Origin of the sequence: Streptococcus pasteurianus, assembly GCF_004843545.1 — a bacterium.
Lineage (GTDB): Bacteria > Bacillota > Bacilli > Lactobacillales > Streptococcaceae > Streptococcus > Streptococcus pasteurianus.
In genome coordinates this window covers 396,288-410,328 of the sequence record NZ_CP039457.1, presented here as the reverse complement: position 1 = coordinate 410,328, position 14,041 = coordinate 396,288, and the positions used below count along the sequence as shown (strand labels likewise).

Sequence of the window (14,041 nt, the reverse complement as noted above, 5' to 3'; positions counted from 1 at the left end):
ATACCCTTTAGGAGATTTTTTTATAACTTTTTCCAAAATGTGTGGTAAATCACTATTTGAGAAGCGATTCCTATCAAAACAGCCAGTATTGCAAACAAAACATTCGCCAACAGAACATCTTTGAGTAGAGCTCCGAGTAAAAATGTGCTTGCCCCTAGACTTCCACCTACTACTAAAGCGATTAGGATAATAGCGAGGGTCAGCCATTGTCCTGCGTGACGGTTAAAAAGTTGGGTCACATCTTGCCATTTTAAATCAAGAAATTTAAAATCACGGCGATACATAAGTTGTCCCTGAAGCAAAATACTCGCAAGAAGTCCTAGGATAAAGAAAATGACCAAGACTAGCGATGCTTTTAAAACAAACAAGCCCACTAATAAATAAACGATAGCTGGAACAAGTGCTTGGAGTCCTACCAGCGTTAAAAATTTTTGAACAAGAAAATCCTTGAAATTGATTGGTAGAGCTTTAAAGATAGTCAGATTTTCTTTCTCCAATGAAATCCCTACCCCAACAAATGAGCTTGGCGTGCTACAAAAACTTCCCAAAACAATTCCGATAAGCATTGCCACACCAAAATAATCATTCGGTACTTCAGCCAAGCTAACTCCACTTGTCACACTCGGTGTAATAAAAATCACCACATAAATCAAAGGCAATAAATAAGTTTGTGTCAGCAAGGTCGCATTTTGTAATGTTGACACATGGTGACGAATCATCATCGTTTTCAACGATTTACCTTTCAACGCTTTTTGAGATGCTGACGATGCTTTTTGTTTCGGCTTAGATTTAGGCTTAACATAAAGAACTTCTTTGTAATACGTTGGCATCAACCATTTGACAACCCCAACTGTTAAAATCATCAACACTAACAAAGGTAGCCAAAAATTAAGAACAGTCGCTGATTGAAATGGTGCTTTTACCACGTCATAAAAACCACGAAAATATGGTAAAACAGTATGGTCTGCAAGGGCAACATTATCATCATAAGTCATGTTCTGACTGTTGATAACATTCATGTAAAGAATGGCACCAACTGCTCCAATCGTTGAAATAGACATGAGAACAGTCGAGACGATTTTTCGGTGCTGACTTCGAAGAATGATTTTTCCCACAAAACTATTAAGATAAAGTGCCAACAAAATCACAGCCGCAAACAGAACGAAAAAGAGGATAATTGTCAACGGAATCGCTAGTACAAGCCCTGCTATTTGCCAGTAAGCGATAAAAAACAAGGACAAAAGTGGCATTAAAAATGTAACGCCCATACCAAAACTGGAAATCACTTTTGCCATATAAAGTTCACTCGATTTAATCGGCAAATGTGCATAAAGCCGAACATCATCGCTCTCATAAAAAATGCTATACATGGCTGAAAAAGCATTTAGAGTTGCCATGATAAAGAAAATCGCTATGTAAAAAGAGAAATACCCTGGGAAATAACGAAAATCAATGTTAGCATACATAAAAATGTAAATAACCGCAAACAAAAGGCTGAGGAGAATTTGCTGGCGCATCACACTCTTATAAGCCGAAAAACCTTTGCTTGGTTTGCGTTCTTGTTTTCGCTTTGCCGCCGTGACAGACTGTGGGCTAGAATAGAGGATATTAATCTTGATTAACTCCCAAACTGTTGACCAATTCATACGCCTAGCCCTCCTCTTGCGCTTTACGCCCTGCTAATTCAAGATAGATTGTTTCTAAATCTTTATCAGGATGATTAGCTTTCAATTCATCTAAGGTGCCGATAAAAATCAACTTGCCATCTTTTAAAATTCCAATACGGTCACAAAGTTGCTCCGCAACAGCAAGAACATGTGTTGAGAAAAGAACCGTATTGCCACCACGCGCGTGCTCTTTCATCATTTCTTTCAAATCAAAAGATGCTTGTGGGTCAAGTCCTGTCAAAGGTTCATCTAAAATCCAAATATCTGGATTTGATATCAGAGCACCAATAAGAATCACTTTTTGACGCATACCGTGTGAAAAACTATCAATCAAATCATTGATATTCTCCGCAATATCAAACAAATGTGACAATCGTTCAATCCGTTCATCAGTGAGCTTATCATCAACGTCATAAATTTTAGCTAAAAAATGCCAGTATTCTATCGCCGTTAAGTTCAGGAAAATATCAGGTGAATCAGGCACGTAACCAATGCGTTTTTTGATATCATCACGGTGCTCAGAAAGAGGTAACTCATCAACATATACCTCACCATAACTCGCTTCAATGATTGACGTTAAAATGCTAATCGTCGTTGTTTTTCCTGCACCATTATGCCCAATCAAGCCAAAAATTTCGCCATTAGCAATGGTCATATTGACATCACTTAGCGCTTCCTTATCACCATACAACTTTGAAACATGATCAAATCGAATCATACCTAGCTCCTTCTCTATTCTCCTAATATCGGTAATCCGCAGCAAATTCCTGTGTCAACTGTTTCAATAATTTTGCCCCTTTTGGTAGCGAAAAATCATGCCTTGTACTATACAGGCTTAACTGACGGTCAAGATGAAGAGCACTCAACCCAGCATCTCCAGACCTAATCACCTCATTTGACGCAGAAAGTAAGATTTTTGACAAATCGTTATCTTGACGAATAGTCATATCTTCATAAGCATTCCTAATTGCCTTATATAATTCACTGCACTTCTCTTCCATAAAATCCCCCTAAATTTTCATTTGTACTATTAAAGTGATACAAAAAATATTTTTATTCTATCTTACCTTTTCAGCTATTATTTGTCAAATAATTATAAAAACCCTCCTTAAAAACAAGGCGGGTTCAGTCAGTTATTAATTACAATGATTCATAAAGATTTACAGCGTTATCAACTGTGAAGCCGTATTCTTCAAAGATTTTGGCGCCTGGTGCAGATGCGCCCCAAGTATCGATTGTAAGAGTTTTACCTTGGAGACCAACGTATTTGCCCCAACCAAAGCTTGAACCAGCTTCGATAGCCAAACGTTTCGTGACGTTAGCTGGAAGAATGCTTTCTTTATAAGCAGCGTCTTGTTCGTCAAAGATGTTTTGTGCTGGCATTGAAACCACACGAACATGAACACCTTTTGCTTCCAAAGTAGCTTGCGTATCAAGCGCCAATTTCACTTCAGAACCTGTTGCAATAAGGATACCGTCAAGGTCACCTTTTGCTTCTGAAAGGATATAAGCACCTTTATTAACACCTTCTGCTGCCAATTCTTTTGTCCCTTCAAGGACAGGAAGATTTTGACGTGTCAAGATGAGCATTGTTGGACGATCAGTTTCAGCAAGAGCACGTTTCCATGCAGCATTTGTTTCGTTACCGTCAGCAGGGCGGATAACGTTAAGGTTAGGCATAGAACGAACGCTAGCCAATTGTTCAACTGGTTCGTGAGTTGGTCCGTCTTCACCGACAGCGATTGAATCATGCGTCATGACATAAACCGTTGGTAATTGTTGAAGAGCAGCCATACGAACAGCTGGAAGAAGGTAGTTTGAGAATACGAAGAATGTACCACCGTAAACACGAGTACCACCATGAAGGGCAATACCGTTCATGGCAGCTGCCATGGCAAATTCACGCACACCAAACCAAATATTACGACCAAGGTAGTTGTCTGGTTGGAAATCAGATTCTACTTTGACCATTGTATTGTTTGATGCAGAAAGGTCAGCTGAACCACCCCAGAATGATGGCACTTGTGCTGAGATTTGTTGGATAGCTTGTTGACTTGATGAACGACTAGCAAGGCTTGTACCGATTTCGAAATCTTCAAGTGTCACGTCAACTGGTTTGTTAGCGAATGCTGCTTTGTATTCAGCGGCTAATTCTGGATAAGCAGCTTCGTATTCACGGAATTTAGTATCCCATGCATTTTCAGCAGCTTCACCACGGAATTTGATACCAACTTCAAAGCGTTTAGCCACCTCTTCTGGTACTGTGAATTCTGGATATTCCCAACCGTAAGATTTTTTAGCGTAAGCAATGCCATCAACGCCAAGAGGGGCACCGTGAACAGCTGATGTTCCTTGTTTTTCAGCACCGAAACCAATGATTGTTTTCACTTCGATAATAGATGGTTTTTCAGTTTCAGCTTTTGCTTCTTCGATAGCTTTAGCAATCGCTTCGAGGTCATTACCATCTTTAACTAAAATGTGTTGCCAACCGTAAGCTTCAAATTTACCTTTGATATCTTCTGTGAAAGCTTTTGATGTTGGACCGTCAAGTGAAATGTCGTTTGAATCGTAAAGAAGGACTAATTTGCCAAGTTTAAGATGTCCAGCAAGGCTGGCAGCTTCTTGACTGACACCTTCCATCAAGCAACCGTCACCATGCAAAGCATAAGTGTAGTGGTCAACGATATTAAATCCTGGTTTGTTAAATTTAGCTGCTAAGTGAGCTTCTGCCATTGCCATACCAACAGCATTGGCAATCCCTTGCCCAAGAGGTCCAGTTGTAGCTTCAACACCGTCTGTATGATTGACTTCTGGGTGACCTGGTGTTTTTGAACCCCATTGACGGAAATTCTTCAAATCATCAATGCTAACATTGTAACCTGATAGATGAAGAAGGCTGTATAAAAGGGCAGAACCATGTCCTGCAGATAGCACAAAACGATCTCGGTTAGACCAAGAACGGCTTGTCTTCGGATTAACATTCATTACATGATTCCAAAGAACATAAGCCATAGGTGCAGCTCCCATTGGAAGACCAGGGTGACCTGAATTAGCTGCCTGAATGGCATCAATTGAGAGCGTACGGACAGTATTGACTGCCAACTGATCAATAGCATCAAATGTCATGAGTGAAACCTTTCTGTTTTTAAGGACTTATAGTATTATTGTTCGGATTCTATTATATCATAAATAATTAGAGTTTTTAAAACAAATTATTATTCGACTTTATTTTTAAACGTTTCCCAGTCTTTAGTAAAGTTTTTTATGCCGCTTGTCGTCAAAGGGTGTTTGGTCATTTTATCAAAAACAGCATCTGGAATGGTAGCAATATGAGCACCTCGTTTCGCAACGTTCTCAACATGAACTGTATTACGAATACTTGCTGCAATGATTTCCGTATCAAAGTCATAAAAATCAATGATTTCTCGCAAATCTGAAATCAATTGGTAAGCATCTGTGCCGATGTCTTCCAAACGTCCGACAAACGGACTGATAAAGGTTGCACCAGCTTTGATAGCCATAAGCCCTTGAGATACCGTAAAAATAAGAGTGACGTTGGTTTTAATGTTTTCTTTTGAAAGCACATTGACTGCTTTCAGTCCTTCCATTGTCATCGGAATTTTGACCACAATATTGTCTGCCCATTTAGCAATATCACGCGCTTCAGCAATCATTTCTTCAGCTGTTACGCCTGTGACTTCTGCCGATACGGGACCGTCAACAATCTGGCAAATTTCCTTGATAACCGTCTCAAAATCACGCCCTTCACGGGAAATAATCGTTGGATTAGTCGTGACACCGTCCACGACACCTAGTTCATTAACCGTTTTAATCGCCGAAACATCAGCTGTATCTAAGAAAAATTTCATTATTTGTCCTATCTCCTTTATCAAATATTAAAGATACGACTCTAACAATCATCGTAAGTCACGAAAATTAAGTCCGTATCTTTTAATCATCCTAATCAATTCAGAAAGATTATCACTCAAATGTTTTTCCTGTCATTTCAAAATAATCCTTCGTCATCATGTGCCATGATTTTTCTATGTCATCATTCAAAGCAAACAAACCACTCCTTCCAATGACATAAATATCTGGATTAGCTGCATCAATTCGTTTAAACGTTTTACGACCAGAAGAACCATCCATTTCTATAACATAAGAGTAACCTTGCTTTTTACGTAAATGACGCAACTCAATAATTTTTTCTAATGTGTCCTCTAAGAAACGTTGCCCAGCAAAACCAGGATCAACCGTCATGATGGTAATTTTATCCACTAATGCTATATAGGGAAAAATAGTTTCAATAGGTGTTTCAGGATTAAGAACAACACCCGCTTTTAATCCTGCCTCATGAATTTGATCAATAAGCCGAAAAGCTAGACCATTTAATACCTCTGCATGCATACAAATCCATTCGCATTTAATATTAATTAATTCTTGAACCCAAAATGTCGGATCTTCTACCATAAGGTGAGCTGACATGGGTAAGTCACTAATTTTTCTAACTTCTTGAATAAACCAAGGTGATAATGTAATGTTAGGAACAAAATGCCCATCCATAATATCCATATGGTAAGATTGTACATGTTTATTTAAAAATGTAATTTGCTCAGTAAATTTATCTAAATCCATACACATTAAGGATGGCGATAACTCTGCTGTTTTCATATTAATACTTCTTTCTTTTATAAAATTTCAATATCAGCTAAATCGATTTCCTCTTCGTCAATATCATTTTCTGATGTAAAATCTTCAGCTGTTTTATTTTTTGCAATTAATGCATAAACTACACCTGTTACAACAACATTCACAATGATTGCTAAAAGCCCAGTCCATGGCCTAGTCATCGTTGGAAGCATCAAAAATCCACCAAATGGCACTGTCGAATCTGCACCAAGAACCATAGAAGTTGCACCACCAGCAGCACCACCAATCGCTGCTGCGATAATACCACGAACTAAATCATTCATGACAATAGGAATAACCCCTTCAACAATATTTAACACTCCCATTGGTACAGCTGATTTTAAATTTTCAATTTGTTCTTGACCATAAATATTTTTGCCTAATAATTTAGCAATAAAATAAGCTAAACCAAATCCAATTGGAGTTGAGGTGTTTACTAATTGGAGAGCTGTTACAGGTTCGTTGACCCCTGAAGCCAGTAGCGTCAGTGTAAAAGCGTAAACTGTTTTGTTAATAGGTCCTCCAAAATCAACAATACTTAATGTGCCAATCACTAAACCTAGAATTAACATTGAAGATGATCCTAAACCTTGAAGGAAATTAGTTAACCAATTTGTAAATGCTGCAATGGGAATTCCGATAATGTAAATCATCAACAACCCCGAAATCAATGATGTTAATAAAGGCACAATAACCGTAGGCATAAGCCCTTTTGCCCAGTCAGAAACCTTGACATTTTTTAAAATCCACAGAGCTAAGAATCCAGCGATATAGCCGCCAACCATTCCACCAATAAAACCTGCACTAATAGCATTTGCCGAAAGACCAACAACAAATCCAGGAGCAATACCAGGTTTACCTGCAATTGAGAAGGAAACTCCTGTTGCAATAATCACTGGAAGTAGACCTAAAGTAGTTCCTCCCATCGTTGCAAGGGCATCCCAAAACGAGAATTCTCCTTGGATAAGTTCACTTTGTGAACTCCCCCCTAACGCCATACCAATAGCCACAAGAAAACCTGCGCCACAAACAATTGGTATTAAATATGAGATAGCAGTCAGTAAGTGTCCCTTGAAATTCATCTTCTTCCAAATTTCTTTCATTTACTTTTACCTCCTAGTTCATCTTTATAAAACTTTTTACTTTTTAGCTACTTCAACAGCTTTTTCAATCAATTTATTTGGTGATTTAACAGCAATTTCAGTCGGTACTTTTAAAACTTTTTTATCTTTAAAACGTTCCATACCAGCAATTTTTACATCAATGGCTAAAATTACAATGTCAGCATCATCAATTTGTTGCTGAGTCAATTCATTTTCAATTCCAATTGTTCCTTGGGTTTCGATTTGAACATCATAGCCTGCTTTTTTAGCGGCATTTTCAAGTTTTTCTTGAGCGATATAAGTATGAGCAATTCCTACTGTACAAGCTGCAACTCCAACAATTTTCATTATTTGTTCCTCCATTCATAAAAGACAGTATTTAAATAAAAGCATTAATAACATCATCAACTGTTTTTGAATTAATTAGATTTTCAACAACGCTATCATTACCTAATTTACGTGCAAAAAGTGACAAAAGTTTTAAATGTTCCTTAACGTCTTCGTTGTCATCTCCAACAGCAAACATAACAATAACTTTAACTCCCTTTCCATCAAGGGTTTCCCAAGGAATTTCTGTTTGATTTATAGCGATGGCTACACCAATTTTTTTGACAAAAGGACTCTTACTGTGCGGAATTGCAATAAAATTTCCTATTCCTGTTTGACCTTCTGCTTCCCTAACATACAAATCCCTAATAAAATTTTCAATATCCGAAATATAATCTTCTTTCAATAAAATGTGACTCATTTTTTGAAAAGCTTCATTTTTTGTCTGGCACTTCAAATTTGTTATTATTAAATGACGATCAATAATATCTTTGATTTCCATATTAACCTCCATTATCTATTTTTCTTAATTTTTATGTTTTAATTTTTCAATAAAATCATCTGATGCTAAATTTTTTACAAAATCTATCACTTCTGATTTATCACTCCCATTTGTTAACATCAATGCGATAACTAAATCAACCTGCACAATAGTATCCGACCAATCTACAATTGTATGTTTAGGTTTAATAATTATTATTTTATTTCTGTTAATAGCTCCTTCAAAATGCGGTAAAACAACACCTTGTGCGATTTCAATATTTCCCATCGCTTCACGTTCTAGGAATTTACTTTCTATCTCTTGCTGACTTAGGGTTTGACTGTCAATTTGAGATGCTAAATATCCATAAACTTCTTGCCGATTATTGAAATTTTGGTTAGAAACGTATTGATATAAATCAGTTACCATAATTAATCTCCCTTATTGCATTTTGGATATTCTTTTTATCTTCATCTGTTAATAAGGCACTTACAAGGATTGTCTTTACGTTTAACATTTCTTGCAAACTAACACTCGTGATAACTAATTGAATATCTGGATAATTTTGTAACATTTCTTTGATATTTTGAGAAGATACTACTTTAACAATATCAAGATTTTGAAAAGCCGTTTCAATTTTCACTTTAAGCAGTTCTGAAATGCCAATTCCAGATGAACACATCACAACCGCTTTTATGGGAGTTGGGTTTAATTCTTTGAAACGAACAAAATATAACGTCAAAAAGCCAATTTCATCAGCACTTAACATTGAAAAACCAAATTGTTCTGTCATCTCCAGAGAAACTTTCTCTGTCTGATTAAAAATATCAGTATAACGGTCTTTAATATCATGCAACATATTATTTTTGATATAAATTTTATTATCTAATCTTCTTAACAATGGACTGATATGGTTTGCCAAATCAATAAACATAGGAGATTGTTCATTTATTGATTCTGACTTTGTCATTTCCATCTTTTTAAAATAAAATTTTGTTACAGAAACAACACGCGTTGAAAATTCAATTTTTTGCTGATGTGTACTAAGTTGAAATCTTGACGAATACAAGTATTGATAGAGATAATTAATTTCTAAATCATCAATACTCCTCCCTAAACGATTCCCAATATCATTTATAATCTTTTTACTTTCTTTGAGAATTGAATCATCGTAATCTGTCATCTTGATATCCACTACTTCTGCGTTAACGATTTTACGACTAGAAATTTTTAACCGTTCAAGCATAATGTAAAGATGAGAAAAAATATTAACATTGTATGGGTATGGTAACCTTGCCTGTAAATCCGCCTCAATTTGGTCAATTTCTTCCAAAATAATTTTGGCAAGCTCTAAATCAAAATGACTTTGGTTAGTAGTATTAGACAAATTGTCAATATCAATCATGCTAAACGTTGGTACCAAATCCGCTAATGCTCTACGAATATCCAATTCTGAACCTGTTATAAAAATATAGCCTGTCCGAGTTGAGATTTTTAAATGAAAGGGATTGAGTCGCTTTTGAATCTCGATTTTATCTTTCATAATAACAGAATCACTGACATAATACTCTTGTGCTAAGTCATATATAAGTAATTTTTTAGGTGATATCGTTAACAATCTCTCCAAAATTTGAATTTGCCTACTAGCTGGTGTAAAATCATTTTGCTTAGAATTTATTAAAGTATCATAATTTTTAAGTCTATTAAGTTTAAAACCACGTCCTCTCTTTTTTATGATAAGTTCATCAGGAAAATAGTTTTGATTTATTTCCTTTACAAGACGATAAACCGTTTTTTCAGATAAATTCAATTGTTCGGATAAAGATTTTGCCGTGATATAATCTGAATTCTGATGCAATACTGCTAGCAATCCATCAAATTGTAATTGTTTTTTATTCATCTTCATTTTCCTTTCACACTTATTATTGTATGCGTTTTCCAATTATCACAAACTCCTTTTAGTGTCCACTTTAAAATGGACATTTTTCCTTCTCATTGTACACAAAAATCCCAGTCATTACTGACTGGGATTCCTATCTTACGAATTTGGGTCGTCAAGGCTTCTGCCATGCAAACCACGTTCGCGTTGGAGTTGTTTTAGTTTTTCTGGTGTCACATCATTTCCTTCTTCATCAACAAGTTTAATCCCTGCGATATGATGAAGAAGTGAGCGACGATACCCTTCAATGTACTCTTTGCGAAGCTCAGCTTGTTCAACTTTTTCAGCACCTGTCAAACCAACTGTTTTTTTCTTACGCGCAAGTTCATTAATGCGTTGAATCTTTTTTTCATTCATGAGTAAGACTCACCAAACGTATAAAATCCATAAATTCTACACGCTTTTTCCTTTCTTATAATTTACCAAATCAGAAAATCAATTAGCTATTACGCCTCTAAAATGACAATGCTAACTTAGCAGTCATTAGCAAAATTTTAGCCGACTGTGTCAGGAGTGGCAAGCGAAATGCCACTTCTTATTTGGTATTCAATTTGTTAAATGCTGCTACGCTGCTAGCTTTTGCAGTCAATTCAGTAAGGATAGCCAAGCGATTATTTTTAACAGCTTCATTATCCACCATTACCATTGTATTGTCAAAGAATTTGTCGATAACTGGGCTTAAAGCAAATAATTGTGCCAATTTATCATTAGCGCTACCTGACAAGTTCAATTCTGCTGCAGCTTGTGCCAAAGCTTTTTCTTCATCATTTTCAAACAAGCTTGCATCCACAGTCACGTCAGCTGGTGTTTTTTCAGCAAGGTTGAATACACGTGAAAGACTTTCAACGGCGGCTTTATAATCAGCAGCTTTGCTTGCTTCAACAAGAGCATCAGCAGCTTCAATCATTTCAGCCACAACAAAGTTTGAACCAGCAAGAACAGCTTCTTTAATATCTTTAGAAACTGATTTGCTCATCATTTTTTCAACACGCGCACGGATGAAATCCATAACTTCTGCTTTGTGTTCATAAGTCAAGCTATCAAATGACAAGGCGTAAAGGTTGTCAATCAATTCATCCATTGGAATTTTCAAACCAAAGGCATCCATGATACGAACAACACCAGCTGTTGCACGACGAAGAGCATATGGGTCATTTGAACCTGATGGAATCAAGCCAACTGAGAAGAATGACAAGATAGTATCCAATTTATCAGCAAGTGCCAAAAGAGCACCAACTTTAGTTTCTGGAAGGTCACCGTCAGCTGAATTTGGAAGGTAGTGTTCACGAATAGCTGTTGCTACTGCGGCATCTTCGCCTGCAAGAAGGGCATATTTTTCACCCATGATACCTTGCAATTCATCAAATTCACCAACCATACCAGTCAATAAGTCGAATTTATAAATTTCAGCAGCACGAGCCAGAGCTTTGCTTTCTTCGGCAGAAGCCCCAGCTTTTTCGGCAAGGTAAGCTGCAATTACTTTGCTGCGTTTCATGTGTTCAGAAAGTGAACCGATTTTTTCGTGGAATGTAACGTTGTCAAGTTTTGCCACAAGATCAGCAATTTTAAGTTTTTGGTCTTCACGCCAGAAGAATTCACCGTCTTCCAAACGAGCCACGAGCACTTTTTCATTACCTTTAATGACATTTTCAAGGTACTCAGCATTACCGTTACGAACTGAGATGAAGTTTGGCATTAATTTACCAGCTTGGTCACGGACAACAAAGTAACGTTGATGGTTTTTCATTGATGTGACAAGCACTTCTTCTGGTACTTCAAGATATTTCGTATCAAAGCTTCCCATAAAAGCAGTTGGGTATTCAACCAAGTTAAGGACTTCGTTAAGCAATTCGTCATCGATTTCAACTTGGACGTTTTGTACTTTTTCAATGTCTTTGATTTGGTTAACAATCATGTCTTGACGTTCTTTAGCGTCGGCGATAACAAAGACTCTACGCAAATCTTCTTCGTATGAATCAGCGCTAGCAATTTCTGTTTCATGACCAAGGAAACGGTGGCCACGGCTAACACGACCTGAATGAATATCCAAGAAATCAAGGTCAAGAGCTTCATCATCAAGAAGAACAGTCAATGTGTGAACAGGACGAATGTATTCAAATGTATTATTTGCCCAGTGCATGTTTACTGGGAAAGTCATTGCTGACAAGATTTCTGGAATGTCAATAAGCACTTCTTTGGCAGCTTTTCCTGCTTCGTGTTTTGTAACGTAAACATACTCTTCGCCTTTAACTTCGCGGAATTCAATATCGTCAGTTGTCAACCCTTTACCACGGACAAATCCTTGAGCCGCTTTTGTGAAGTTACCGTCAGCGTCCAATGCGATTTTCTTAGAAGGACCTTTAAAATCTTCTGTTAAATCAGTTTGCGCATCAGCAAGACCACTCACACGAACAGCCAAACGACGTGGTGTAGAAAAAGTTTGAATGCCTTCAAATGCCAAACGTTTTTCGTTCAAAAATGCTACCATACGATCGCCAAGTTGTTTTTCACTTGGAGTAACCACGTAAGCTGGTAATTCTTCTAAACCAAGTTCTACAAGTAAATTTTTAGCCATTATTCAACATCCTCCTTCAATAATTTTTCACGTGTTGCTTCATCAAGCAATGGGTAACCAAGGCGTTTACGTTCTGCCACAAATGTTTTGGCAACGACACGAGCCAAGTTACGAATACGAGCGATGTAACCAGCACGTTCTGTTACAGAAACCGCACCACGCGCATCAAGTAAGTTGAAAGTATGTGAACATTTCAAAACGTAGTCATAAGCTGGGTGTACGAGGTGTTCATCCAAGCAACGTTTTGCTTCTGCTTCAAATTTTTCAAAGTTTTCAAGAAGCATATCTTGATTAGAAATTTCAAATGAATATTTTGAGTGTTCAAATTCTGGTTGAAGGAAGATTTCACCATATTTAACACCTGGTGCCCATTCAATATCATAGACAGAATCCACTTCTTGAATGTAAGATGCCAAACGCTCAAGACCGTAAGTAACTTCTGATGTTACAGGACCTGTTTGCAAACCACCAACTTGTTGGAAGTAAGTAAATTGAGTGATTTCCATACCGTCAAGCCAAACTTCCCAACCAAGGCCAGCTGAACCAGTTGATGGGTTCTCCCAGTTATCTTCAACGAAACGAATGTCGTGTTCTAGGGGATTAATTCCTAATTTTTCCAATGATTCAAGGTAAAGTTCTTGAATGTTTGATGGTGATGGCTTCATAACCACTTGGAATTGGTGGTGTTGGTAAAGACGGTTAGGATTTTCACCGTAACGACCGTCAGCTGGACGACGTGATGGTTCCACATAAGCCGCATTCCATGGTTCTGGACCAATGGCACGAAGGAAAGTGTAGGGACTCATTGTACCAGCACCTTTTTCATTGTCATAAGCTTGCATCAACATACAACCTTGGTCATTCCAAAATTGTTGCAAAGTCAAAATAATTTCTTGAAACGTCAATTTTTTAGACATGTATCTACTCCTTATTTTAGTAACTAATTTTGCGACGTATCTTGGAGGCTAACGTTTTTCCATAATAAAAAACCGCCAACACACCCATATGATACCTCATAAGGGGCGTTAAAACGCGGTTCCACCCTATCTTATTACTTCATTTATCTGATTTTAACTTAGCCTTGCTAAGCGAAAGCGCCAGCGACCCACTTCAGTTTCATCCGACTTCCACCACCTCGGACTCGCTAAGAAACACCATGAGACTTTCTCTCTTTAAAGAGTATTTTAGCACAAATGACTTTTAGTGTCTAGGTTCAAACAAAAAACTAATAGCTGAAATCTCATCTTCACTAATTTCAGC

General features: G+C 37.2%; 14 protein-coding genes. All 14 read right to left on the bottom strand.

Annotated elements, in window-relative coordinates:
• Nucleotides 1-20: 20 nt before the first annotated feature.
• The 14 genes from E8M05_RS02320 to glyQ all read right to left on the bottom strand — a co-directional run bounded on the left by E8M05_RS02320 (nt 21) and on the right by glyQ (nt 13,698).
• Nucleotides 21-1,646 carry a hypothetical protein gene (locus tag E8M05_RS02320; protein WP_013851507.1) on the bottom strand — a complete coding sequence of 542 codons (1,626 nt, stop codon included), beginning with the start codon at nt 1,644-1,646 and terminating at the stop codon, nt 21-23.
• Nucleotides 1,647-1,650: 4 nt separating this feature from the next.
• Nucleotides 1,651-2,385 (bottom strand): ABC transporter ATP-binding protein, encoded by a 735-nt coding sequence (locus tag E8M05_RS02315; protein ID WP_003063479.1) that lies wholly within the window; start codon nt 2,383-2,385, stop codon nt 1,651-1,653.
• A 22-nt stretch (nt 2,386-2,407) separates the two neighbouring features.
• Nucleotides 2,408-2,668, bottom strand: a complete 261-nt coding sequence (locus E8M05_RS02310) for a bacteriocin immunity protein (protein ID WP_013851506.1) — start codon at nt 2,666-2,668, stop codon at nt 2,408-2,410.
• Nucleotides 2,669-2,807: 139 nt separating this feature from the next.
• Nucleotides 2,808-4,793 (bottom strand): transketolase, encoded by a 1,986-nt coding sequence (gene tkt / locus E8M05_RS02305; RefSeq protein WP_013851505.1) that lies wholly within the window; start codon nt 4,791-4,793, stop codon nt 2,808-2,810.
• Nucleotides 4,794-4,882: 89 nt separating this feature from the next.
• On the bottom strand, nt 4,883-5,536 hold the full coding sequence (gene fsa / locus E8M05_RS02300; protein WP_013851504.1) for a fructose-6-phosphate aldolase: 654 nt from the start codon (nt 5,534-5,536) through the stop codon (nt 4,883-4,885).
• 112 nt (nt 5,537-5,648) lie between these two features.
• Entirely contained in the window at nt 5,649-6,338 is a 690-nt protein-coding gene (gene alsE / locus E8M05_RS02295; protein ID WP_013851503.1) for a D-allulose 6-phosphate 3-epimerase, read from the bottom strand.
• A gap of 17 nt (nt 6,339-6,355) precedes the next feature.
• Nucleotides 6,356-7,459: a PTS fructose transporter subunit IIC gene (locus E8M05_RS02290; RefSeq protein WP_013851502.1), complete on the bottom strand. Its 1,104-nt coding sequence runs from the start codon at nt 7,457-7,459 to the stop codon at nt 6,356-6,358.
• Nucleotides 7,460-7,495: 36 nt separating this feature from the next.
• Entirely contained in the window at nt 7,496-7,807 is a 312-nt protein-coding gene (locus E8M05_RS02285) for a PTS fructose transporter subunit IIB (RefSeq protein WP_013642714.1), read from the bottom strand.
• Nucleotides 7,808-7,838: 31 nt separating this feature from the next.
• The gene (locus E8M05_RS02280) at nt 7,839-8,288 is read right to left on the bottom strand and encodes a PTS sugar transporter subunit IIA (protein WP_013851501.1); all 450 of its coding nucleotides are present in this window, start codon (nt 8,286-8,288) and stop codon (nt 7,839-7,841) included.
• Nucleotides 8,289-8,312: 24 nt separating this feature from the next.
• Nucleotides 8,313-8,696, bottom strand: a complete 384-nt coding sequence (locus tag E8M05_RS02275) for a PTS sugar transporter subunit IIA (RefSeq protein WP_013851500.1) — start codon at nt 8,694-8,696, stop codon at nt 8,313-8,315.
• Entirely contained in the window at nt 8,686-10,167 is a 1,482-nt protein-coding gene (locus E8M05_RS02270; RefSeq protein WP_013851499.1) for a BglG family transcription antiterminator, read from the bottom strand. Before E8M05_RS02270 ends, E8M05_RS02275 begins: the two co-directional genes overlap by 11 nt.
• Nucleotides 10,168-10,305: 138 nt before the next feature.
• The gene (locus E8M05_RS02265) at nt 10,306-10,563 is read right to left on the bottom strand and encodes a DUF896 family protein (RefSeq protein ID WP_003063463.1); all 258 of its coding nucleotides are present in this window, start codon (nt 10,561-10,563) and stop codon (nt 10,306-10,308) included.
• A 178-nt stretch (nt 10,564-10,741) separates the two neighbouring features.
• Nucleotides 10,742-12,781, bottom strand: a complete 2,040-nt coding sequence (gene glyS / locus E8M05_RS02260) for a glycine--tRNA ligase subunit beta (protein ID WP_013851498.1) — start codon at nt 12,779-12,781, stop codon at nt 10,742-10,744.
• Nucleotides 12,781-13,698, bottom strand: a complete 918-nt coding sequence (gene glyQ, locus E8M05_RS02255; RefSeq protein WP_003063459.1) for a glycine--tRNA ligase subunit alpha — start codon at nt 13,696-13,698, stop codon at nt 12,781-12,783. The genes glyS and glyQ overlap by 1 nt, the downstream gene beginning before the upstream one ends.
• Nucleotides 13,699-14,041: the final 343 nt, after the last annotated feature.

What these genes read in the sequence shown, in the direction of transcription:
- E8M05_RS02320 (WP_013851507.1), bottom strand. Translation starts at nt 1,646, where the DNA reads ATGAATTGGTCAACAGTTTGGGAGTTAATCAAGATTAATATCCTCTAT.
- E8M05_RS02315 (WP_003063479.1), bottom strand. Translation starts at nt 2,385, where the DNA reads ATGATTCGATTTGATCATGTTTCAAAGTTGTATGGTGATAAGGAAGCG.
- E8M05_RS02310 (WP_013851506.1), bottom strand. Translation starts at nt 2,668, where the DNA reads ATGGAAGAGAAGTGCAGTGAATTATATAAGGCAATTAGGAATGCTTAT.
- tkt (WP_013851505.1), bottom strand. Translation starts at nt 4,793, where the DNA reads ATGACATTTGATGCTATTGATCAGTTGGCAGTCAATACTGTCCGTACG.
- fsa (WP_013851504.1), bottom strand. Translation starts at nt 5,536, where the DNA reads ATGAAATTTTTCTTAGATACAGCTGATGTTTCGGCGATTAAAACGGTT.
- alsE (WP_013851503.1), bottom strand. Translation starts at nt 6,338, where the DNA reads ATGAAAACAGCAGAGTTATCGCCATCCTTAATGTGTATGGATTTAGAT.
- E8M05_RS02290 (WP_013851502.1), bottom strand. Translation starts at nt 7,459, where the DNA reads ATGAAAGAAATTTGGAAGAAGATGAATTTCAAGGGACACTTACTGACT.
- E8M05_RS02285 (WP_013642714.1), bottom strand. Translation starts at nt 7,807, where the DNA reads ATGAAAATTGTTGGAGTTGCAGCTTGTACAGTAGGAATTGCTCATACT.
- E8M05_RS02280 (WP_013851501.1), bottom strand. Translation starts at nt 8,288, where the DNA reads ATGGAAATCAAAGATATTATTGATCGTCATTTAATAATAACAAATTTG.
- E8M05_RS02275 (WP_013851500.1), bottom strand. Translation starts at nt 8,696, where the DNA reads ATGGTAACTGATTTATATCAATACGTTTCTAACCAAAATTTCAATAAT.
- E8M05_RS02270 (WP_013851499.1), bottom strand. Translation starts at nt 10,167, where the DNA reads ATGAATAAAAAACAATTACAATTTGATGGATTGCTAGCAGTATTGCAT.
- E8M05_RS02265 (WP_003063463.1), bottom strand. Translation starts at nt 10,563, where the DNA reads ATGAATGAAAAAAAGATTCAACGCATTAATGAACTTGCGCGTAAGAAA.
- glyS (WP_013851498.1), bottom strand. Translation starts at nt 12,781, where the DNA reads ATGGCTAAAAATTTACTTGTAGAACTTGGTTTAGAAGAATTACCAGCT.
- glyQ (WP_003063459.1), bottom strand. Translation starts at nt 13,698, where the DNA reads ATGTCTAAAAAATTGACGTTTCAAGAAATTATTTTGACTTTGCAACAA.